The sequence below is a fragment of the Streptomyces tagetis genome, from assembly GCF_018069565.1.
GTDB lineage: Bacteria > Actinomycetota > Actinomycetes > Streptomycetales > Streptomycetaceae > Streptomyces > Streptomyces tagetis.
Genome location: NZ_JAGPNL010000003.1, coordinates 71,794 through 93,633 on the forward strand (window position 1 = coordinate 71,794; position 21,840 = coordinate 93,633).

General features: G+C 72.1%; 21 protein-coding genes and 1 pseudogene. 7 read left to right on the plus strand and 15 right to left on the minus strand.

Annotated elements, in window-relative coordinates:
- The first annotated feature begins 33 nt into the window (after positions 1-33).
- A complete protein-coding gene (locus tag J5Y05_RS12400) occupies positions 34-525 on the plus strand; it encodes an inorganic diphosphatase (protein WP_210872717.1) in 492 nt (163 codons plus the stop codon).
- 114 nt (positions 526-639) lie between these two features.
- Positions 640-2,340 carry a threonine/serine exporter family protein gene (locus J5Y05_RS12405; protein ID WP_210871604.1) on the plus strand — a complete coding sequence of 567 codons (1,701 nt, stop codon included), beginning with the start codon at positions 640-642 and terminating at the stop codon, positions 2,338-2,340.
- Between the two features lie 45 nt (positions 2,341-2,385).
- Here J5Y05_RS12405 and J5Y05_RS12410 read toward each other — a convergent pair whose 3' ends face one another.
- Entirely contained in the window at positions 2,386-3,408 is a 1,023-nt protein-coding gene (locus J5Y05_RS12410) for a DedA family protein (protein ID WP_210871606.1), read from the minus strand.
- Between the two features lie 137 nt (positions 3,409-3,545).
- On the opposite strand from J5Y05_RS12410, the gene J5Y05_RS12415 reads away from it, so the two are divergent.
- On the plus strand, positions 3,546-3,920 hold the full coding sequence (locus tag J5Y05_RS12415; RefSeq protein WP_030422722.1) for a YbjQ family protein: 375 nt from the start codon (positions 3,546-3,548) through the stop codon (positions 3,918-3,920).
- A 16-nt stretch (positions 3,921-3,936) separates the two neighbouring features.
- Here J5Y05_RS12415 and J5Y05_RS12420 read toward each other — a convergent pair whose 3' ends face one another.
- The 9 genes from J5Y05_RS12420 to J5Y05_RS12460 all read right to left on the minus strand — a co-directional run bounded on the left by J5Y05_RS12420 (position 3,937) and on the right by J5Y05_RS12460 (position 12,927).
- On the minus strand, positions 3,937-4,821 hold the full coding sequence (locus J5Y05_RS12420) for an HTTM domain-containing protein (RefSeq protein WP_210871608.1): 885 nt from the start codon (positions 4,819-4,821) through the stop codon (positions 3,937-3,939).
- 143 nt (positions 4,822-4,964) lie between these two features.
- Positions 4,965-5,147, minus strand: a complete 183-nt coding sequence (locus J5Y05_RS12425; RefSeq protein ID WP_210871610.1) for a linaridin family RiPP — start codon at positions 5,145-5,147, stop codon at positions 4,965-4,967.
- 226 nt (positions 5,148-5,373) lie between these two features.
- A complete protein-coding gene (locus tag J5Y05_RS12430; protein ID WP_307853873.1) occupies positions 5,374-5,961 on the minus strand; it encodes a hypothetical protein in 588 nt (195 codons plus the stop codon).
- Entirely contained in the window at positions 5,958-6,986 is a 1,029-nt protein-coding gene (locus J5Y05_RS12435; protein ID WP_210871612.1) for an alpha/beta fold hydrolase, read from the minus strand. The genes J5Y05_RS12430 and J5Y05_RS12435 overlap by 4 nt, the downstream gene beginning before the upstream one ends.
- A 73-nt stretch (positions 6,987-7,059) precedes the next feature.
- On the minus strand, positions 7,060-7,407 hold the full coding sequence (locus tag J5Y05_RS12440) for a transposase (RefSeq protein WP_210871614.1): 348 nt from the start codon (positions 7,405-7,407) through the stop codon (positions 7,060-7,062).
- Positions 7,408-7,446: 39 nt separating this feature from the next.
- On the minus strand, positions 7,447-8,238 hold the full coding sequence (locus J5Y05_RS12445; protein ID WP_210871616.1) for a class I SAM-dependent methyltransferase: 792 nt from the start codon (positions 8,236-8,238) through the stop codon (positions 7,447-7,449).
- A gap of 263 nt (positions 8,239-8,501) precedes the next feature.
- Positions 8,502-9,986 carry a phytoene desaturase family protein gene (locus J5Y05_RS12450; RefSeq protein ID WP_210871618.1) on the minus strand — a complete coding sequence of 495 codons (1,485 nt, stop codon included), beginning with the start codon at positions 9,984-9,986 and terminating at the stop codon, positions 8,502-8,504.
- 76 nt (positions 9,987-10,062) lie between these two features.
- Positions 10,063-11,889: an ABC transporter ATP-binding protein gene (locus tag J5Y05_RS12455; protein ID WP_307853876.1), complete on the minus strand. Its 1,827-nt coding sequence runs from the start codon at positions 11,887-11,889 to the stop codon at positions 10,063-10,065.
- 276 nt (positions 11,890-12,165) lie between these two features.
- Complete coding sequence (locus J5Y05_RS12460) at positions 12,166-12,927, minus strand: MerR family transcriptional regulator (protein ID WP_210871619.1); 762 nt, start codon at positions 12,925-12,927, stop codon at positions 12,166-12,168.
- A gap of 119 nt (positions 12,928-13,046) precedes the next feature.
- Here J5Y05_RS12460 and gad point away from each other — a divergent pair, with 119 nt between their 5' ends.
- Positions 13,047-14,465: a glutamate decarboxylase gene (gad, locus tag J5Y05_RS12465; protein ID WP_210871621.1), complete on the plus strand. Its 1,419-nt coding sequence runs from the start codon at positions 13,047-13,049 to the stop codon at positions 14,463-14,465.
- A gap of 28 nt (positions 14,466-14,493) precedes the next feature.
- Here gad and J5Y05_RS12470 read toward each other — a convergent pair whose 3' ends face one another.
- The 3 genes from J5Y05_RS12470 to J5Y05_RS12480 all read right to left on the minus strand — a co-directional run bounded on the left by J5Y05_RS12470 (position 14,494) and on the right by J5Y05_RS12480 (position 17,679).
- Positions 14,494-15,042 (minus strand): DinB family protein, encoded by a 549-nt coding sequence (locus J5Y05_RS12470; RefSeq protein ID WP_210871623.1) that lies wholly within the window; start codon positions 15,040-15,042, stop codon positions 14,494-14,496.
- Positions 15,043-15,282: 240 nt separating this feature from the next.
- A complete protein-coding gene (locus J5Y05_RS12475) occupies positions 15,283-16,743 on the minus strand; it encodes an aldehyde dehydrogenase family protein (RefSeq protein WP_210871625.1) in 1,461 nt (486 codons plus the stop codon).
- A 99-nt stretch (positions 16,744-16,842) separates the two neighbouring features.
- Complete coding sequence (locus J5Y05_RS12480; protein WP_504740151.1) at positions 16,843-17,679, minus strand: Sco1979 family transcriptional regulator; 837 nt, start codon at positions 17,677-17,679, stop codon at positions 16,843-16,845.
- A 407-nt stretch (positions 17,680-18,086) separates the two neighbouring features.
- Between J5Y05_RS12480 and J5Y05_RS12485 the strand changes: the two genes are divergently transcribed.
- Positions 18,087-18,566: an ATP-binding protein gene (locus tag J5Y05_RS12485; RefSeq protein ID WP_247614616.1), complete on the plus strand. Its 480-nt coding sequence runs from the start codon at positions 18,087-18,089 to the stop codon at positions 18,564-18,566.
- Positions 18,567-18,701: 135 nt separating this feature from the next.
- Here the strand turns inward: J5Y05_RS12485 and J5Y05_RS12490 are convergent, their stop codons facing one another.
- Positions 18,702-18,971, minus strand: a complete 270-nt coding sequence (locus J5Y05_RS12490) for a DUF397 domain-containing protein (RefSeq protein ID WP_030422715.1) — start codon at positions 18,969-18,971, stop codon at positions 18,702-18,704.
- A 417-nt stretch (positions 18,972-19,388) separates the two neighbouring features.
- Positions 19,389-19,663: pseudogene (locus tag J5Y05_RS31780) on the minus strand (CobW C-terminal domain-containing protein); the annotation flags it as partial.
- A gap of 368 nt (positions 19,664-20,031) precedes the next feature.
- On the opposite strand from J5Y05_RS31780, the gene J5Y05_RS12495 reads away from it, so the two are divergent.
- Together J5Y05_RS12495 and J5Y05_RS12500 are read left to right on the plus strand one after the other, a co-directional pair.
- Positions 20,032-20,592: a hypothetical protein gene (locus tag J5Y05_RS12495; RefSeq protein ID WP_307853877.1), complete on the plus strand. Its 561-nt coding sequence runs from the start codon at positions 20,032-20,034 to the stop codon at positions 20,590-20,592.
- 29 nt (positions 20,593-20,621) lie between these two features.
- Complete coding sequence (locus J5Y05_RS12500) at positions 20,622-21,176, plus strand: DUF4232 domain-containing protein (protein WP_210871629.1); 555 nt, start codon at positions 20,622-20,624, stop codon at positions 21,174-21,176.
- Positions 21,177-21,840 lie beyond the last annotated feature (664 nt).

Sequence of the window (21,840 nt, forward strand, 5' to 3'; positions counted from 1 at the left end):
CAGAACTATGTGCTGATCATGGAGGAGCCACCGGTGGAGTTCGACGTCACGATCGAGATCCCGAAGGGTTCGCGGAACAAGTACGAGGTGGACCACGAGACGGGTCGGATCCGCCTGGACCGTCGACTCTTCACCTCGACCGCCTACCCGACCGACTACGGATTCGTCGAGAACACCCTCGGCGAGGACGGCGACCCGCTCGACGCGCTGGTCATCCTGGACGAGCCCACCTTCCCGGGCTGCCTGATCCGCTGCCGCGCGATCGGCATGTTCCGCATGACGGACGAGGCCGGCGGCGACGACAAGCTGCTGTGCGTCCCGTCGACGGACCCCCGGGTGGAGCACCTGCGTGACATCCACCACGTCTCCGAGTTCGACCGCCTGGAGATCCAGCACTTCTTCGAGGTCTACAAGGACCTGGAGCCCGGCAAGTCGGTCGAGGGCGCCAACTGGGTGGGCCGGACGGACGCGGAGACCGAGATCGAGCGGTCCTACAAGCGTTTCGAGGAGCAGGGCGGCCACTGAGCCGGACTTCCCTCAGGGTGACGGGCCGCACGCCTCGGCGTGCGGCCCGTTCCGCGTTCGGTGCGCATACTGGGGCAACAGGAGGGTGTGTTCGTACCAGGGAGCGCTACGCAAGTGACGGATGCGGAGGACCGCAAGCCGCAGCCGGATGAGGCCCGCAGTGGTTTCCGGCCCCCGGCCGGGGTGGCGGCGCCGGCCGAGAACGAGGCGTCGACGACGTCCGAGTTCGAGATCCCCGAGGGCCTGGCCGTCGCCCGGCCGGCCCAGGCGGAGGCCGAGACCACCTCGGAGTTCTCCCTGCCGGAGGGGCTGGACGCCCCGGCGGCGCACGCGGAGAGCGAGGGCTCGGCGTTCACCGCGCCGAGCACCTACAGCGCCTGGAGCGCCCCGCCGGCGTTCACCCCGGCGGGCGGCGTTCCGGCCCTGACCGGGGACGTGCCCTGGCAGGACCGGATGCGGGCGATGCTGCGCATGCCGGTGGCCGAGCGGCCCGCGCCGGAGACGGTCCAGCGGCACGACGAGACCGGGCCCGCGGTGCCCCGTGTGCTCGACCTCACGCTGCGCATCGGCGAACTGCTGCTGGCGGGCGGCGAGGGGGCCGAGGACGTGGAGGCCGCGATGTTCGCGGTCTGCCGCTCCTACGGCCTGGACCGCTGCGAGCCGAACGTCACGTTCACCCTGCTGTCGATCTCGCACCAGCCGTCCCTGGTGGACGACCCGGTGACGGCCTCGCGGACGGTGCGCCGCCGGGGCACCGACTACACGCGGCTCGCGGCCGTGTTCCAGCTCGTCGACGACCTCAGCGACCCCGAGGCGCAGATCTCCCTGGAGGAGGCGTACCGGCGGCTCGCGGAGATCCGCCGCAACCGGCACCCGTACCCGACCTGGGTGCTGACCGGGGCGAGCGGTCTGCTGGCGGGCGCGGCCTCGCTGCTCGTCGGCGGTGACCTGATCGTGTTCTTCGCCGCGCTGGTCGGCGCGATGCTGGGCGACCGGCTCGCGTGGCTGTGCGCGGGGCGCGGGCTGCCGGAGTTCTACCAGTTCTCGGTGGCCGCGATGCCGCCGGCCGCGCTCGGCGTCGCGCTGAACCTGGCGCACGTGGACGCGAAGGCGTCCGCGGTGATCACCGGCGGTCTCTTCGCGCTGCTGCCCGGACGGGCGCTGGTGGCGGGGGTGCAGGACGGTCTGACCGGCTTCTACATCACCGCGTCCGCGCGGCTGCTGGAGGTCATGTACTTCTTCGTCAGCATCGTCGCCGGGGTGCTGGTGATGCTGTACTTCGGCGTCCAGTTGGGCGCCAAGCTCAATCCGGACGTGGCCCTCGGCACGGGCGAGCAGCCGGCGGTGCAGATCCTCGCCGCGATGATGCTGTCGCTGGCCTTCGCGGTCCTGCTCCAGCAGGAGCGGGGCACGGTGCTCGCGGTGACCCTGAACGGGGGCGTCGCCTGGTGCGTGTACGGGGCGATGCACGTGGTGGGCGGTATCTCGCCGGTGGCGTCGACGGCCGCGGCGGCGGGGCTGGTGGGGCTCTTCGGGCAGTTGATGTCCCGGTACCGGTTCGCCTCGGCGCTGCCCTACACGACGGCGGCGATCGGGCCGCTGCTGCCCGGTTCGGCGACGTACTTCGGTCTGCTGGCAATCGCGCAGAACGAGGTGGACCGGGGGCTGGTGTCGCTGTCGAAGGCGGTGGCGCTCGCCCTGGCCATCGCCATCGGGGTCAACCTCGGCGGGGAGATCTCCCGGCTGTTCCTGCGGATGCCGGGGGCCGCGAGCGCCGCCGGACGCCGGGCGGCGAAGCGGACCCGCGGCTTCTGAGGGGCGGCGTCCGGCGCTCCGGTCCCCGCCGCCCCCCGGGGCGGGTCAGTAGCGCTGGTCGTAGGGCTGCTGGCGGGGGTCCGGGCGGTTGCCGTACTGCTGCCCGCCGTAGCCGCCCCGGTCGCCGTGGCCGGGCGGGTTCCCGTGGCCCGCCTGGTCGCCGTGGCCCGGTCCGGCGTAGCCGTTCCCGGTGCCGCCGTAGCCGCTGTCGCCGTAACCGGCGTCGCCGTAGCCCTGGCCGCCGCCGTAGCCGCCGTCGCCGTAGCCCTGGCCGCCGTACCCCTGGCCGCCGTACGGCTGCTGGGGCTGCTGCGGCTGGTGCTGCTGGTGCTGCTGGTGCTGCTGGTGCTGCTGGGGGGAGTCCACGCGGCGGAGCTGCGTCGTCGCGTCGTCCATGACCGGGTACTGCGGCGCCTGCGGGCCGGCGGCGGGCGCCTCGGCGGCGGCGCGCTTCTTCTTCGCGCGCTCGCGCAGGAACTCGATGATGATCGGCACGACCGAGACCACGACGATCAGGACGAGGATCGCCTCGACGTTGGTCCGGATGAACTCGATCTGGCCGAGCCAGTAGCCCGCGAGGGTGACGCCCGAGCCCCAGGCGATGCCGCCGATGATGTTGTACGTGAAGAACGTGTGGTACTTCATCCGGCCGGCGCCCGCCACGATGGGCGCGAAGGTGCGGACGATGGGCACGAAGCGGGCCAGGACGATCGCCTTGGGCCCGTACTTCTCCATGAACTCGTGGGCCTTCTCCAGGTTCTCCTTTTTGAAGACCTTGGAGTTGGGACGGCTGAAGAGCCTCGGGCCGAAGAACTTGCCGACCATGTAACCGACTTGGTCACCCAGGACGGCGGCGATCACGATCAGCGTGCACACCAGCCACAGCGGCTGGCTGATGTACTGCCCCTGGGCGACGAACAGGCCCGCCGTGAAGAGCAGCGAGTCGCCGGGCAGGAACGCGAAGAAGCCGGACTCGGCGAAGACGATCAGCAGGATGCCGGCCAGGCTGAAGGTCTCGATCAGATAGTCAGGGCTCAGCCACTCTGGGCCGAGCGCAAGCGTGGTCACGGGATTGTGGCTCCTGCACTGGGGGGCGGGCGGGGGCTGGCTGCCCCAACGTATCAACGCAGCCTCATGGTCCCAGGTTCCACCGGGAGGGGACGCCCGGCGTGCGCTGTGGGTCCGTCCGGGGAAGGCTGGGAACCATGGGCATCGAAGAATACGGCGGCGGGCAGGGCCCCGCTCCGGAGGTCCTGGTCGTGACCACCAACGACCTGCCGGGACATCGTGTGCGGGAAGTGCTGGGCGAGGTCTTCGGACTGACGGTGCGCTCCCGGCACCTGGGGAGCCAGATCGGCGCCGGGCTGAAGTCACTGGTCGGCGGTGAGCTGCGCGGGCTCACCAAGACGCTGGTCGAGACGCGCAACCAGGCGATGGAGCGGCTCGTCGAGCAGGCGCGGGCGCGGGGCGCCAACGCCGTGCTGGCGTTCCGCTTCGACGTGACCGAGGCGGCGGACGTGGGCACCGAGGTGTGCGCCTACGGGACCGCCGTGGTCGTCGAGCGGGAACCCGTCGGGTGACCGCCGCCGGGGAGGGCTAGGCCGGGGCGGGCGCCGGTGTGGAGGCCGTCGCCGCCGCCGGGGCGAGGGCCGCCGGGGCCGTGCCGCGCAGTGCGGCGCGCGCGTCGCCCTGGGCGAAGACGTAGAGGAGGGCCGGGTGGGTGGCGCCGAAGGCCAGCACGAAGCGGTTGAGCCCCATGAACTGGCCGATGCCCAGGTGGAAGAGGGTCATCGAGCCGAGGAACGCCTTCGCCGCCGGCCGGGGCAGCACGAAGACCAGCGGGAAGCCGACCTCGGCGGCGATCGTCCCCCAGGTCACGAGCCTGCCGAGCACCGGGTACCGGTGGACGAGCCGGTAGACGCGCCGGTCCCCGTAGTTGTGGGTGCGGATGACCCCGTTGAACGCCTCGCCGCTGAGCCACACCGGGGAGACCAGCTTGACCACGCCGGAGGCGACGTAGGAGAGGGTCGTCTCCAGGGCCAGAGCGCGCATGGCCACGTCGCGGGCCTTCTCGTCGTCCTTGAAGGTGCCGGTCGAGGCGAGCACGACGTTGATCACCTGCTGGAGCTGGTCGGCGCCGTCGCCGCCGAACGGGGAGCGCAGCCGTCCGGCGGCGCCCGTGACCGCCAGCACGGCGCTGCCCGCGGTACGGACGCCGCGCTTGTGGCCCCAGATCAGGGTGGCGGCCGACGCGCCCGCCTGGAGGCCGTACAGGGCGGTCGCGGCCTTCTTGGACTCCAGGGCCCGGGTCAGCCGGGGAAAGCGCTTGGCGAACCCGGGACGCATGGTGGCGACCTGTCCGCTCAGCAGCTCGCCGTCTTCGAACTTGCGCGCCTGGCTCAGCATTTCCAGTGCGGAGACCAGCGTGCCCAGCGAGGCCACTCGGCGTGCCGTGACCTCGGGCGGAGCGCTGAGGAACATGGGTGGGTGCTCCCGGTGGTGTGAGACGAGTACGGTGAAGTCGGACGGCGGCGGCACGGTATGCGTATCGGGCGTACCGTGCCGCCGCCTTTCGTCAGAGTGGGCCGACGCGGCGCATCGGCATCGCCCGCCTGCCCCGTGGATCAGCCCGCGAGGTCGTTGGTGATCTCGTTCAGGGCGTAGGCGGTCGCGGCGGTGACCGCGATGCCCTCCGGGGTGGCCAGGGTGGCCAGCGGGGTCAGCATGGTCGGGGTCGCGTCGTTGCCGATGCGGCCCGGGGTCACGTCGGTCAGCTCGGTGTTGGCGAAGTCGGCCACAACAGACATGGGTCTCCTCATTTCTGGGGTTTCCGGGGTTTCCGGGGTTCCTGGGTTCCTGGGTTCCTGGGTTCCTGGGTTCCTGGGGGAACCCCGGGATTCCCCGGGTTCGGGATGTCTCGCTCCGGGATGCCCCGGCGAGTTCTCCAGCCGTTCGGCGGGAGGGCGCGGGTTCACGCGGCACACGGGTGCCGGGTGAGCCCGCGGCGCCCGGCCGAGGGGGATGGCCGACTCGCTACGCGGCTGCCGGGGACAGCGCCTCGGCGGGGGTGACGTCTCCGTCCAGCGGGAACTCCAGGGAGACGAAGACGGGTTCGATGTGCCGGTCGTCCGGGCTGGTCGGGTAGGAGTGCAGCAGCATGAACTGGCTGTGCGAGGCGCCGTCGGCGTGCGGCACGTGGAGCTGGATGTAGCGGGCCAGCAGCCGGTAGCCGGTCGCCGTCGTCACCGGCAGGACCGCCGATCCGAAGGCGACCGCGTGGGCGAGGGCGTGCTGCGTCGCGTCGAAGAGGGCCTTCGGGCACCGGTTGCGGGCGTTCCAGGCCAGTCCGTACCAGGGCCGGTCCTGGACGACCTGGACCTCGGCCCACTCGCCGGGCTTGCCGTCGGTGAGGTCGCGGTAGAGGAGGTGGTTGTCCTTGACGCCGGGATTGGGCCCGAAGAAGCGCCAGTTGGGGGTCGGGATGCGCAGCTTCCCGCGGCGCAGGAGCCCGTCGAAGCGCTGCTCGGGGATCTGGGCCGCGGCCGTCGCCACCAGCCAGACGGCGAGCGAGGTGGTGACGGCGGCGGTCTTCACGCGCTCGGTGTTCACCTTGAGGATCACGCCGGCTCCTCCTCGCGTTCGGGGGCGCTCTCCGCGGCCCTCCCGGCGCCCCTGCCCCGGGTGGACGGCCGCCAGGACGCTCCCAGCGGCTCGCTGGGCGGTTCCCCGGCGATCACCTCCGCCACCTCCTCGGCGTGCCGGCGCACCGAGAGCAGGGACTCGTGGTCCGAGCCGTCGACGAAGTGGTGGCGGCTCCGCCGGGAGATGACCGCCAGCCGGGCCTGGATACCGGCGTGCAGGGTGTTGTCGCCGATGTTGTTCTCCGCCGTGACGACGGTCAACGGGCAGTCCAGCGCGGTCAGTTCCGGGTAGGTCTGGGCGTCCCGGTACTCCCGGTGGGCGGTGGCCCAGGTGCGGGGGGTGGCCAGGAACGCCCGGTAGCTCCGGTTGACCTCCGGGCGGTACTGCTCGTTCACGTTCATGGCGGGGCGGAAGGCCGACAGCCCCGTGGCCGCGAACACCTGCTCCATGATCATCCGTTGGTGGGACCAGCGGTCGACGTCGGTGCGGCGGGCGTGGCGCAGGCTGATCACCTCGGTGGCGTCGACCATCACCACGTGGGTCACGCCCCGGGCCGCTTCCGGGTGGAGCGCCGCGTAGGCGGCGACGAAGTAGCCGCCCAGCGAGTGGCCCGCCAGGACGACCGGAAGGCCGGCCGTGTAGGTGTCGCGCAATTCCCGCAACAACTCGAACCGCGCTTCCAGCCCGTACCGGGTGTCCGGTGTGCTGAGCCCGTATCCGGGGCGGTTGAACCGCACGTATCCCATGGTTTCGGGAAGGGCGCCGCAGACCCAGTCCCAGTATTCCTGCGGGGCGCCCATTCCGTTGTCGAGAAGGACGACGCGCCGCACCCGCGGAGGAATGTGGACGTCGATTTCGACGAGACTTCCGTCCGGCCTTTCGTGCAGCAGAAAGCGGCGCGCACGCTCCCGCTTTCCCATGAACCGCGTGACCGCACCGGTCAGCAGACTCACGCCCGCGAGACCGGTGATACCGGCGGCGAACTGGCGCTCCAAAGACGCCACATTCCCTCCCCCGTGATGTCAGGTGACTGTCTGTTCGAAACGCTAACACGTGATAGGCGGATCAATTAACGAGTTAATTGACCAGCCGTCCCGGGCGGGTTCTGCCTCGGGGCTGCGGCGGGCGGACGACGGTGCTCCGGCCGTATTTCCGCAGTTCCAGGCAGAGTTCCGCGATCATCGTCTTCAGCATGGCGTTCTCACTGGTCAGCTCGGCCAGTCTCGACGCTTCCTCGGTGTCCTTCCCGGCTTCGCCGGCCAGGCCGGTACGGCCTCCCTCGATGAACTGCCGGCGCCAGTTCGACACCGACTGCTCGGACACCCCCGCTTCCCGCGCGGCCTCCGCCGCGGTCAGTTCGCCGCTGATCACCCGGACCACGAGGCCGAGTTTCTTGTCGACCGGAAGGATGGGCGGACGCCCCACGTGCAACCCCCTCATTGCCACCGCGTGTGTGAAGTGCGTTCAAGCCCTGACGTAGCTGCACATGAACAGGGGGGCCGCTTCGCTGTAGGGGGTGCCGTCCCACCGCGACATCCGGGCCTCGGGCTCCAGCCCGGCCGCGCGGGCATGGCCGTCGACCTCGTCGGGCGTGGTCAGCCGGGTGAGTTCGCTGCCCACCCTGGTGGTGCCGTCGCCCTGGTACAGGATGTGCGAGCACTGCCACAGGGAGCCGTCGAGCAGCGTGGAGTGGGTCTGCACGCCCGTCCCGGGCTCCGGGTAGGGGACGAAGTACGTGGTGCGGGTCCGGCCCTCGTGGAGGGCGACGATCGCCGGCTTGTTGTGGGTCTCGATCACCAGCCGGCCGCCGGGAAGCAGCAGGTCGGCGGCGCGGCGGACGGCCCGCCGCTGGTCCTCGGGGGTGGTCAGGCACGACAGGGTCGCGCAGACGCAGTACACGAGCGCGTAGCGGGAGGGCGAGGTGTGGGTGCGGATGTCCCCGTGCACCGGGGTGACGTCCCCGCCGTCCTTCAGCTTGACGCGCAGCGCGTCCAGCATCTCCGGGGAGGAGTCGACGCCGGTCACGGTGCCGACCCGCGAGGAGAGCGGGATGGCGATCCGTCCGGTGCCGACACCGAATTCGAGAGTGCCCGACCCTGGATCGGGATGGCGGGCGTGCAGCGCCTTTACGGCTTCGGCGGTCACGGTGCCGTCCGGGATCAGCCGGTCGTACCACCCGTCGAACTGCCTGCCGTAGCCTATATCTTCCACTCCGGTATCCACAGATATTCCCCCTCGTTCATTCCCCACTGCCATACCGATGGGAGCGTCATGAAGCCGAGGAAGCTGGAACCGGCCAGGACCTGATATGCCGGTCACACCGGCCACGGAATATGCCGGGACCGTCCGCGTGATGGGTCAGATATACGCGGTAACGCCTCAACGGAGCCTGTGGGGTGACTTCGTTGTCTTCACCGTATCAAAGGAAATATGCGCTTACCATGGACAGCGGGCGCGAATTTACCACGCCGGGCCGGGATGGCCTGATCGCACGCCGCCCGCGACGAACACGCCCCGTATTAACCGGAACGCCCGAATGCGAGCGGCGGCGAGCCGGCCGCAAGGTCGGGGACGTCCCGTGTCCCGAAGGAGTGCCGGAGCGCGGAGAGCGCGGCCAGGTACCCCGGCATTCCGTGCACGCTGGGCCCCGGCGGGGTGGCCGCCGAGCACAGGTAGACCCCGGGCAGCGGCGTCCGGTGGGGATCGAGGCGCGGTACGGGCCGCGCGAGGCTCTGGTAGAGCGTCATCGCCCCCGAACCGATGTCCCCGCCCACGTAGTTGGGGTTGTACGCCTCGTACGCGGCGGCGGCGACCGACCGGTGGGCCACGACGGTGTCGCCGAAGCCGGGGGCATGGCGCTCGATGCGCGCCCGGACCAGCTCGTACGGGTCGGTGGGGTCGCCGTGGGGCACGTGCGCGTACGCCCACACCGGCCGCTTTCCGGGCAGGGCCCGGCCGGGGTCGGTCACCGCCGGGTCCACCACCAGTACGAACGGCTCCCCGGTGCGCACGCCGCGCGCGGTCGCCGTCTCCTGCCGCACCATCTCGGCGTGCGTGCCGCCCAGGTGCACCGTCCCGGCGCGGCCCACCCGCGGATCGGCCCAGGGGATCGGCTCGCAGACCAGGAAGTCGACCTTGGCGGCGCCGGGTCCGTAGCGGAACCGCTCCAGCGACCGGGCGTAGCGGCGGGGCAGCCGGCCGCCCGCCAGGGACAGCAGGCCCTTGACGCTGGTGTCGAGCAACACGGCGCGGGCGCCGCCCAGTTCGGCCAGGTCCGTCACATGGTGCCCGGTGTGGAAGACGCCGCCGTGCGCCCTGATGTCCTCGGCCAGCGCCTCGGCGATGCGCCCGCTGCCCCCGCGCGGCAGCGGCCACCCGGTGCCGTGCGCCAGATGGCCCAGCAGCAGGGCGACGGTCGCGGAAGCCAGGCTGGGCAGCTTGCCGACCGCGTGCGTGGCGACCCCGGTGAGCAGGGCGGGTGCCTCCTCGCCCCGAAAGCGCGCCGCGCCGAGCCCGCTGCCGTGCACCGCCGCCCGGGTTGCCAGCAGCAGGGCCGCCGCCGGTGACCTGGGCGGACGGCGCTGCCCGGAGAGGACGAGGTCGACGACGGCCTCGCTGTGCTCCAGCAGCGGGCCCATCAGCCGGCGCCAGCGGGGGCCGTCGGCGCCCAGGTGCTCACAGGTCTTCGCCAGGGAGCGGTGGGCGAGGGCGGCCCGGCCGCCGTCCAGCGGGTGGGCGTAGCTGATCTCGGGGTGCAGCAGCTCCACCCCGCGCTCGGCGAGGCCGAAGGCGCGGAAGAAGGGGGAGGCGGCGGCCATGGGGTGGACGGCGGAGCAGAGGTCGTGCAGGACGCCGGAGTCGAAGAGCGGGGCGGTGCGCAGCCCTCCCCCGATGGTCTCGGCGGCCTCGTGCAGGGCGACCCGGAGGCCGGCGCGGGCCAGGACCACGCCGGCGGCGAGTCCGTTGGGTCCGGTGCCCACGATGGCGACGTCGGTGGTGCTCACCACAGCTCCTCACTCCGGGCGGGACGGGACGGTGCTCGGTGCGCGCGGGGGACGGCCGCGCTCGGGGCCGGGCGGCTCACGGGGCCGCCCGGCCGGGGCCGGCCGCCGGGGCGGCGAGGCCGGGCCCGGGGCGCGGTCGCGCGCCGGCGAGGCGCCGGTACAGTTCGTCGCGCTCCATCAGTTCGTGGTGGGTGCCGGTGGCGCGGACCCGGCCGCCGTCCAGCACGACGATCCGGTCGGCGTCGACCACCGTGGAGATCCGGTGGGCGACCGCGACGACCGCGCACCGGCGGGAGACGCGGCGCAGCACCTCGCGGACGTCCCGCTCCGCGTCGGAGTCCAGGTGGGCGGTGGCCTCGTCCAGCAGCATCACGGCCGGCCGCTGGAGCAACGTACGGGCGATGCACAGCCGTTGGCGCTGGCCGCCGGACAATCCGATGCCCTGGTCGCCGAGTTCGGTGTCGAGGCCGTGCGGGAGGCGGGCGATCACCGAGGTGAGGCCGGCCATCTCCACGGCCTCCCGGACGGCGTCGTCACCGGCGTCGGGGCGGGCGTAGGTCAGGTTCTCGCGGATGGTGCCGCGCAGGGCGGCGCTGTCCTGCTGGACGTAGCCGACCAGTCCGCGGACCGTGTCCAGGGGCAGCGCCTCGATGTCCCGCCCGCCGAGCAGGACCCGGCCGGCGTCCGCCGGGTAGAAGCGCTCGACGAGTTGGAAGAGGGTGGTCTTGCCCGCGCCGGACGGGCCGACCACCGCCGTCAGCCCCCGCGCCGGGACGCTGAACGAGACGCCGTCGAGGACCCGCTCGGCCTCCGCCCGGCCCCGGCCGCGGTAGGCGAAGCGGACGTCCCGGAACTCGACCGCCGGCGCGTGCCCGGCGAGCGGTGCGAGGGGCTCCCGGCCGGCCGGGCCGTCGCTCTCCTGGGGCAGGCGGGCCAGTTCGTCCACCCGCTGGACGGCGGCCCGGCCCTGGACGAACTGGCCCACGCCCGTCACGAACATCACCAGCGGCGACACCAGGTGGAAGAGGTACATGACGAACGTGGTCAGCGCGGCCATGTCCATCTCGCCGCGGGCCACCCGGGCCATCCCGGCGCCCACGGCCACGGCGAGGGCGCCCTGCGTGCCGACGTTCACGGACGGCGTCAGCAGCGCGCTGGAGGCGGTGACCCGCAGGCCCGAACGCCGTGCCCTGGCGGCGAGTCCGCCGATGCCGGCCGCCTCGCGGGTCTCGGCGCGGGACGCCTTCACGGTGGGCAGGGCGGACAGCACCCGCTGGAGGGCGGCGGCGAAGGCGCCGGTGTCCTCCCGGTTCCGCAGGGCCGCCCGGCGCAGCCTGCGGGCGAGCGTGACGCAGAGGAGGCCGGCGGCGCCCAGACAGCCCAGGGTGAGGGCCATCAGCCACGGGTCGATGAGGACCATCAGCACCACGCCGCCGACGACGCCGGCACCGCTGACGATCAACTGGGCGAGGCTCTGCGAGAGGGCGATCCGCACCAGGGAGGTGTCGGTCACCGCGCGGGTGAGGATATCGCCCTGCGAGGAACGCCCGAACGCGGTGAGATCGGCGCGCAGAAGCCGCCCGACCAGGACCTCGCGGACATCGAGGACGATATTCTCCCCGGCCCGTCCGATGACATACGCCTGGAGCGAGGAGAAAAGCGCGCCCGCGCAGAAAAGGCCGGCGATCCGGGCGATGGGAACGGTCAGCGCAGCACCCTCGCCCGCCGCCACGATCAGTTCGCCGACGGCCCAGGGCTGGGCGAGCGAGGCCGCCACGCCCAGCAGGCCGAGCAGTACGCCGCCGAGCAGCAGACCGGTGTGGCGCCGGGCGATCCCCGCGACCGACCCCGGGTCCCGTACCGCCCCGGCGGCCGGGCACGGCTCCTGCGTACGACTCGCCACGAGCGCTCCCCCCGCTTTGCCTCCGGCCACGGCCGATGCGCCCGCATCAGAAGGATGGCCCTGCCAACGAGTCCCTTCGCCAAGGTGTGCAAAGCTAACACGCCGTCCGGCCTCAAGTTATGAGTAAATTGACCGGCGGGCGGGGGTCTCCGGACGCCGGAAAAGAATGCGGGAACCGGCGCCAATTTATGCGCGTATATTCATTTGACGCTTTCCCTTGTGGACGTTCCACGGCCCCGGCCGGCCGTCCCGGCGGACGGCCGGCCACCGGCCACGTCACCCCCGGTGGCGGGCCGCGTTGGCGTGGATGGCCGCGCGCAGGTGCTCGGCGACGCCCGCGCCGAGCGCGTCGTAGTACGCCGTGAAGCGCTCGTCGGCCACGTACATGTCGCCAAGACACGTGTGCGTCTCGTACGAACACGCGTAGTACCACCGGCCGATGTGCAGGCGGTGTTCCTCGGCCAGGTCCATGGCACGCCGGCCGGAGGGCGGCTCGCCCGCGGCCACCAGCGCCGCGTACCGCCCGTTCCAGTCGTCCACCTGGGCCTGGGCGCGCTTCCAGTCCTCCTTGGTGTAGCGGGCCGTGCGCCGCCGCGACTCGGCGTACGCCTCGGTGCCGCCCCAGCGTTCCTCCGCCTCGTCGGCGTACCGCCCGGGGTCCTGGTCCCCGAACACCTCGAAGCGTTCCTCCGGCGTGAGTTCGATGCCCATCTCGCGTGCCTCCAAGGCGCGTTCCACGGCCGCCGCCATCCTCCGGAGCTGCTCGATCCGGGCGGTCAGCAGGTCGTGCCTGCGCCGCAGGTGCACCCGCGGGTCCACGTCCGGATCGTCGAGCAGGGCGGCGACCTCGTCGAGCGGAAAGCCCAGCTCCCGGTAGAACAGGATCTGCTGGAGCCGGTCGAGGTCGGCGTCGCCGTACCGCCGGTGCCCGGCGTGGCTGCGCCCGCCCGGCACGAGCAGACCGATGTCGTCGTAGTGGTGCAGGGTGCGCACCGTCACTCCGGCGAAGCCGGCGACCTGTCCCACGGAGTAGTCCACTTCCGCTCCTTCCCTTACCGACGTCCCCCAGGCTGGGGCCTCACGCGGCGTGAGGCGCAACTCCGCCGGAGCGCCCGCGCGAGGTGCGGGTCCGGCACGGCCGACCTACGGTCGATGGCATGCCACTGCACACCGGGCCGCGACCGCCGCGGGACGACCACAGCGACCGGCGCCTCGCCGTGAACCCCTTCTTCGGCGAGGCCGACCCCGTCGGGGGCATGACACAGGCGCCGCCCGTCCACCGCCTCCCCGACGCGCCCATGCCGCCCGCCACCGCCTACCAGCTCGTCCACGACGAACTGATGCTCGACGGGAACGCCCGGCTGAACCTGGCCACCTTCGTCACCACCTGGATGGAGCCGCAGGCCGGGGTGCTGATGGGCGAGTGCCGCGACAAGAACATGATCGACAAGGACGAGTACCCGCGCACCGCCGAACTGGAGCGGCGCTGCGTGGCGATGCTCGCCGACCTGTGGAACGCGCCCGACCCGGCGGCGGCAGTGGGCTGCTCGACCACCGGGTCCAGCGAGGCGTGCATGCTCGCCGGGATGGCGCTCAAACGGCGCTGGACCCGGCGCAACGCCGACCGCTACCCGGGGGCGCGGCCCAACCTGGTCATGGGCGTGAACGTGCAGGTGTGCTGGGAGAAGTTCTGCAACTTCTGGGAGGTGGAGGCCCGGCAGGTGCCGATGGAGGGCGAGCGCTTCCACCTCGACCCCGAGGCCGCCGCCGCGCTGTGCGACGAGAACACCATCGGCGTCATCGGCATCCTCGGCTCCACCTTCGACGGCTCCTACGAGCCCGTCGCCGACCTCTGCGCCGCCCTGGACGCCCTCCAGGAGCGGACCGGCCTGGACATCCCGGTCCACGTCGACGGGGCCTCGGGCGCCATGGTCGCGCCGTTCCTCGACGAGGAGCTGGTGTGGGACTTCCGGCTGCCGCGGGTCGCCTCCATCAACACCTCCGGGCACAAGTACGGGCTGGTCTACCCGGGCGTCGGCTGGGCGCTGTGGCGGGACGCGGAGGCGCTCCCCGAGGACCTGGTCTTCCGGGTCAACTACCTGGGCGGCGACATGCCGACCTTCGCGCTGAACTTCTCCCGGCCCGGCGCCCAGGTGGTCGCGCAGTACTACACCTTCCTGCGGCTGGGCCGCGAGGGGTACCGGGCCGTCCAGCAGACCGCGCGGGACGTCGCCATGAAGACGGCCGGCCGGGTCGAGGCGATCGGCGACTTCACGCTGCTCACCCGGGGCGACCAGTTGCCGGTCTTCGCCTTCACCACCGCGGACCACGTGACGGCGTACGACGTCTTCGACGTCTCGCGGCGGCTGCGGGAGGGCGGCTGGGTGGTCCCGGCGTACACCCTGCCGCCGCACCGGGAGGACCTGTCCGTACTGCGCGTGGTGTGCCGCAACGGCTTCTCGACCGACCTCGCCGACCTCCTGATGGACGACCTGGAACGGTTCCTGCCCGAACTCCGCCGCCAGCCACACCCCCTGACCCGGGACAAGGGGACGGCGACGGGGTTCCACCACTAGGACCGGGCAGCCTGCCGCTCCCGGGCCACTAGGACCGGGCCGCCTCCTGTTCCCTCGCCACCAGGTCCCAGGCGGAGGCGCCGTCCAGCGATTCGCGGATGATGTCCGCGTGTCCGGCGTGCCGGGCCGTCTCGCGGATCAGGTGCAGGCAGAGCCAGCGGACGGAGACGCGCTCGTCCGGCGGGAACCAGGGGGCCTTCGGCAGCGGGAAGGTGTCGTCGAGGCTGGGCACGCCGCGGACGTACGCCTCCGTCTCGGCGGCGACCTCCTCCCAGTACGCGAGCTGCGAGGCGACCGTCTCGCCGCCGGTCAGCCGGAAGCTCTCGTGCCAGGTGGACTCGTCCCGGTGGACGGCCGGCGGCACCTGCCGGGCGCGGGCGATCCAGGTCTGCTCGGTCTCGGCCACGTGCTTGACCAGTCCGGCGAGCGACAGCTCACTGGCGCTCGGCCGCGACGTCGCCTGCTCCTCGGTGAGGCCGAGCACGGACCGCCGGATTCCGCCCCGCTGCTCCGCCAGGAAGGACAGGAGCGCCCCTCGTTCGTCGCCCTTCGCCTCGGCTCGCACGTGCGCGACCATGACCGTCCGCCTTTCGTCGGGCCCGCTCCGGGAGCGGGTCTTCCCTGCTGACACCGACGACGTTAGGGGCCCATGCGGTCAGCTTCTGTCCGCATGGGCCCGCACGAGGGTAAAGGTCTCAGAAGTCCCCGAAGGCTCAGGAGGCGCCGAGGCTCAGAAGTCCCAGAGGCTCAGAAGGCGCCGAGGGCTCGGAAGTCCCGAGGGCTCAGAAGTCCCGAGGTCTCGGAAGTCCCCGAAGGCTCAGAAGGGGAAGCCGCTGCGCCCGTGCTGCACCGAGATCCACTTCTGGGTGGTGAACGCGTCCAGCATCGCCTCGCCGTTGAGCCGGCCGATGCCGGAGTGCTTCTCCCCGCCGAACGGCACGATCGGCTCGTCGTGCACGGTGCCGTCGTTCACGTGGAACATGCCGGTGTCGATCCGCTTGGCGAAGGCGACCCCGCGCTCGACGTCCGCGGTGTGGACGGCGCCGCTCAGCCCGTACGGGGTGTCGTTGACCAGGCGGACGGCCTCCTCCTCGCCGTCGAAGGGGACGAGGAAGGCGACCGGGCCGAAGACCTCCTGGCGCAGCAGCGCCGAATCGGCCGGGAGGCCGGTGAGCACCGAGGGCTCGACGAGGTTGTCCGTGGTCGTGCCGCGCACCAGGGCGGTCGCGCCCTCGGCGAGGGCCTGCTCGACGACGCCGTTCAGGGCGTCCGCCTGCGAGGCGTTGATCACCGGTCCGATCACCGTCTCCGAGTCGCGCGGGTCGCCGGCCTTGAGGGAGCGCACCTTGGCGACGAACTTCTCGGTGAACTCCTCGGCGACCGACCGGTCGACCAGGACACGGTTGGCGGCCATGCAGACCTGGCCCTGGTGGACGTAGCGGCTGAAGACGGCGGCGTCGACCGCGTAGTCGAGGTCGGCGTCGTCGAGGACCACCAGGGCGCTGTTGCCGCCGAGTTCGAGGACGGAGCGCTTGAAGAGGGAGGCGCAGACGGTGGCCACGTGGCGGCCGACCTTGTCGGAGCCGGTGAAGGAGATCACCTTCGGCACCGGGTGCTCCAGGAAGGCGTCGCCGATCTCCGCGATGTCGGTGACGACCACGTTGAGCAGCCCGCCCGGCAGGCCGGCGTCCTCGAAGATCTTGGCGATCAGGGTGCCGCCGACCACGGGCGTGTTCTGGTGCGGCTTGAGGACGACGCCGTTGCCGAGGGCGAGGGCCGGGGCGACCGACTTCAGCGAGAGGAGGAAGGGGAAGTTGAAGGGGCTGATCACGCCCACCACACCGACCGGCACCCGGTAGACGCGGTTCTCCTTGCCGTCGACCGGCGAGGGGATGATCCGGCCCTCGGGGCGCAGGGCCAGGTTGACGGCCTCGCGCAGGAACTCCTTGGCCAGGTGCAGTTCGAAGGCGGCCTTCAGCCGCGTACCGCCGAGTTCCGCCGCGATGGCCTCGGTGATCTCCTGCTCCCGCTCCTCCACGAGGCGCAGGGCCTTCTCGAACACGGCGCGGCGGGCGTAGGGGTTGGTCGCGGCCCACTGCTTCTGGGCGCGCTCGGCCGCGCGGTACGCCTCGTCGACCTCCTCGACGGTGGCTATCGTGATCGAGGCGAGCTTCTCGTTGTCGTACGGGTTGAAGTCGATGATGTCCCAGGAACCGTTCCCCGGGCGCCACGTGCCGTCGATGTACTGCTGGGCGAGGTCGGTGAAGCAGGACGTCATGTGATCCCTCAATCCCCTGCCGCCGAGGCAGACGAAGCCGAACGGTCGCTCGGCTTCACGGTCCGGTCATATCTGATCGGACGTCATCCTACTGACGGGTCAGATGAGTTGGAGGAGTCCGCGCATAAGGTCGCGGCTCTCCTCGGGCGAGGGGCTGTCCTCCTGGAGTTCCCGGATCGCCGTCTCGTACTGGGCGACGTCCTCGCGCTTGTCCAGGTAGAGGGCGCTGGTGAGCTGTTCCAGGTAGACGACGTCCGAGAGGTCGGACTCGGGGAAGCTGAGGATGGTGAAGGTGCCGCTCTCCCCGGAGTGGCCGCCGAAGCCGAACGGCATGACCTGCAACCGGACATGGGGCCGCTCGGACATGTCGATCAGGTGCTGGAGCTGCCCGCGCATCACGTCCCGGCCACCGTAGGGGCGGCGCAGCGCGGCCTCGTCGAGGACGATGTGGAACTCGGGCGCCATCTCGTCGACCAGGTGTTTCTGCCGCTCCAGGCGCAGCGCCACGCGGCGCTCCACGTCGGCCTCGTCGGCGCCCTGCATACCGCGCGAGACCACGGCGCGGGCGTACTCCTCGGTCTGGAGCAGTCCGTGGACGAACTGCACCTCGTACACCCGGATCACGGAGGCGGCGCCCTCCAGGCCCACATAGGTGGGGAACCAGCTCGGCAGCACGTCGGAGTAACTGTGCCACCAGCCCGCGACGTTGGCCTCCCGGGCCAGGGAGAGGAGGGAGGCGCGCTCCTGCTCGTCCGTGATCCCGTAGAGGGTCAGCAGGTCCTCGACGTCCCGGGTCTTGAAGCTCACCCGGCCCAGTTCCATCCGGCTGATCTTCGATTCCGAGGCGCGGATCGAGTACCCCGCCGCCTCGCGCGTGATCCCCCGCGTCTCCCGCAGCCGCCTGAGTTGTGATCCGAGCAGCATGCGCCGCACCACCGATCCGGGCTCTCCCACGCTCACCTTCGCCAGCCTCCCCAACTGTCTTCAGGGGCCGAAGTCTGCCACTAAAACACTTCGAGCTGTACTCGTCCGGTTACGGAAACGGAATCAGGCCATCGGGCTCCGTCGGCGCCGGTACGGCAGGGGCGGGCGAGTACGCGCGGGGACGGAGTGACGAGGGGCGAAGCGGGGTGATGCGTGGTGAAGCGGGGGCTGTTGGCGCACGAAGATGATGGAAAATTTAACCAAGAAGCGGTACGGGCAGCCGCAATTCGGTCACGTGCACGTGCATCTGCCCTTGCATCTGCGGAACGCATCCGAAACCATGGTCCCGCACCACCGCGCCGCATCGCTACGACCGCGAATTACCGGGAGTGCCTCGCATGGGGACGAATCGATCGACCATGCTCGAGCCGTTACGGCAGGGCCTTCCACCACTGGACCCCGCGGCCGTGTCGAGCGCCGCCTCCTGCGCCCTGCCGCCTCGTTACGAGGCGGTGCGCGAGGCCCGCCGCTTCACCCGCCGGACGCTGGACACCTGGGAGACCGGCGACCGCTTCGACGACGTGTGCCTGGTGGTCTCCGAGCTCGTCACCAACGCCCTGCGGCACGCCCTCCCGGCGGACACCCCGCGCCGGACCGAGCACGACGGGCCGGTACGGCTCCACCTGATGCGCTGGACCGGCCGTCTGGTGTGCGCGGTGCGCGATCCGAGCCACGACGGCCCGGTCGCCCGCGAGAGCGAGGACTTCGCTGCGGAATCGGGCCGCGGCCTGTTCCTCGTCGACTCCTTCAGCGACAGTTGGGGCTGGCACCCGCTCGCGGGCACCCTCGACGGCAAGGTGGTCTGGGCGCTGTTCCGGCTGGGGCCGACGACGCCGTGACGGGGCGGGCGGGGTGAGGCCGGGCCGCCGGGTGCCGGGCGGGGCGGGTCCTCGCCGGGGCGTGCCGGGCGGGGCGGCTGCCGGCCGGGTCGCGCCGGGCGGGGCGGTTCCTCCGGGCAGCGTCCCCCGTACGGGTCAGCTCGCCACCAGATGGTCGAACTCGCCGTCCTTCACCCCGAGGAGCATGGCCTCGATCTCGGCCCGGGTGTAGACGAGCGCGGGACCGTCCGGGAAGCGGGAGTTGCGCACCGCGACGCCCCCGTCGGGCAACCGCGCGAACTCCACGCAGGAGCCCTGCGAGTTGCTGTGCCGGCTCTTCTGCCACACCACGTCCGACAGCCGTGTGGCGGCCATGCCGTTGTACACGGCGGACGCGTCCTCAGCGTCGTACACGTCGTGGTCCACAGGCGCTCCCCGGGGTGCACTGGCTGGTATGGCCATTGATGCAACGGTCAACTGATCCGGATCATAACCCTGTTCACGTGCAAAGGCGTGAGCATATGCACGTGCACGTGCGGTGTTCCTGCGGTTACAGCCTCCGGCCGTCACGGTCCGGTCCGCCTCCGCGCCGGGAGCCTTGTCCTCAGGGACGCCCCCGCCACGAAAGCCGTTCCCGCGTCTTCCCCCGGATTCGCCGAACATGCCGGTCCGTGGGGGGAGGGGGCACGCATACGCGGAGGCGGAGGGCGGAGGACGGAGGGCGGAGGTCGGAGGGCGGAGTGTGGAAGGCGGAATGTGGAAGGCGGCGGGCGGCGGGCAGCGGGCGGAGGCGGTGCCGCAGGCGCGGGGTCACCCCGAACCGGTCGGAGCCCTGTCCGCCCCGTCCCAGGCCGCGTCCGGCAGCGAGGCGAGCCAGGGCCCGGCCCCCCTCGACGCACAGGGCGCGGCCCGCCGCGTCCCGGCGGAGCAGCATGTCCGGCTCGTCGGCGAGCCGGAAGCGGCCCCGGCTGCGGACGGCGGGGCGGGTCAGGTCAGGTCAGGTCCTCCAACGCCGCGTAGAGGCGGCCCGGACGGAAGGGGCGGCGCCGGCTCCAGACGACGGTGGCGACGCCGCGCGCGTCGGCCTGCCCCGGCGGGCAGCAGGGCGCATGCCGGGCATCCGACGGGGGCGCACACGGCATCCTGGTAACTTGCGCCTGTCCTCGGCCGACCCCGGCCGTCCGGCTACCGCTTGGAGCTACCGGTGACACGGGTGACCGCGAGCAACTACGCCAGGAGTACGGGGAGTACGGGAAGTACGGGGCGTACGGGGCGTACGGGAAACGGGAGGAAGACGGGGAAGACGAGCAAGATAGCGAGGGCGGGAAGTCGGGGGCTTCCCTGGCTTCCGGGAAGCTCGGCGTACGGGGCCGTGCCGGATGCCTCCGACGGGGGCCCGGCGGAGGGACGCACAGGCCGTACCGCCCGAACGGGTCGCGCCGGCGGCGCTGGTAGCGAGGCGCGGGAAGCGAGGCGCACTCCGGGCGTGCTGCGGTCCGTTCGGTGCCTTGCGCCTGCCCCGGCCCCCCGTCGCAGCCGAACCGTATCCCTGACCCTGGCCCTGTCCGCCGTACTGGCGGGCGCACTGACACTCACCGCGTGCACCGGAGACGGGACCACGGGGAACAACACTCCCCCGACCGCCTCCGACGCACCCGGCACCTCCGCGAACGGCTCCCCGGGCGCGGCCTCGGGGGACGGCACCGCCGGCGGCTCACCCTCGGCCGACTCCTCTGACCTGGACGGCAGTTGGCTGGCCACGACCGACGGCCACGCCGTCGCCCTGATGGTCACCGGCGACCGGGCCGCGCTCTTCGCCACGGGTGGCACGATGTGCAGCGGCGCCGTGGACGAGGACTCCGGCGTCCGCACGATCCGCCTGACCTGCACCACCGGCCAGGGCGACCGGACCTCCGGAACCGTCGCGTCCGTCGGCCGGGCCTCCCTGACGGTGACGTGGCAAGGCACCGTCGGCGAGGAGACGTACACCCGGTCCGAGGGCGGAACACTCCCCTCCGGCTTCCCAACCCCCGGGCTCGGCACCTGAACCCCTTCTCTCCACAAGGAACTTCACCGATGCGCACCACCGGCCGCACCCGCGCCGCCACCACCGCTATCACCCTCGCCGCGACCTTGCTGCTGACCGCCTGCGGGGGAGGCGACGCCGACCGCGCCGACGCCTCCGCCGCCGGCACCGACGACCGAGGCGGCGCGGCCTGCCGTACCGGCGACATGGACGTGAGCGTCGAGGCGAGCCCCGCCCCGGCCACCGGCGACACCGGCACCGTCACCGTCAACCTCGCCAACCAGGGCGGAACCTGCACCCTCGACGGCTTCCCGCCCGTCACCCTGGCCACCGACGACACCTCGGCGCGACTCGTCCCGGCCGAGGCCGCCGCGCCCCAGCGACTGACCCTCTCCGCCGAGGCCACGGCCTCCTTCACCATCACCTACGTACGGGGCGAGGCGGGCGCGGCGTCCGGCTTCACCGCACAGACCGCGGAGTTCGCCCTCCCCGGCGACAAGACCACCCACCGCTTCCCCTGGACCTACGGCGACGTGGCGCCCAAGGCCGACGGCGGCGAGGGCCCGGACGCGACGGTGGGAGCCTTCCAGGCGGCGGGCGACTGAGGAAGCCCAGCCGGGGTCACGACGTCAGGACCACCGCGCGCGACACGCCCGAGTACGGGCTCGGCACGCATACGTACGCCACGCCCGGCGTGTCGGGGCTGCATCGGTGCGACACGCCCGGCGTGGCGCGGGCGCATCCGTCCGACACGGCGGGATGACGGAGACGCGGGCTCGGCACGTCGGCGTGTCGTACCCGCATCCGTACGACACGCCCCGCGCGTCACGGCGGCATACGTACGACACAGGAGCACGGCGACACGACGGGATCAGGGCTACGGCCCACCGGCGTGTCGCACCCGCATCCGTACGACACGCCCCGCGCGTCACGGCGGCATACGTACGACACAGGAGCACGGCGACACGACGGGATCAGGGCTACGGCCCACCGGCGTGTCGCACCCGCATCCGTACGACACGCCCCGCGCGTCACGGCGGCATACGTACGACACAGGAGCACGGCGACACGACGGGATCAGGGCTACGGCCCACCGGCGTGTCACGACCACATCCGTACGACACGCCCGGCGTGTCACAGGGGCATCCGTACGACACGGCGCGGCCCGACCGCATCCACACCACCCACCGGCACCACCCACCGGCGTGTCACAGCCCCGGCCCCGGCCCGCCAAGAGCGCGCCCCACCAGCCCCTCCACCCTCACCCCT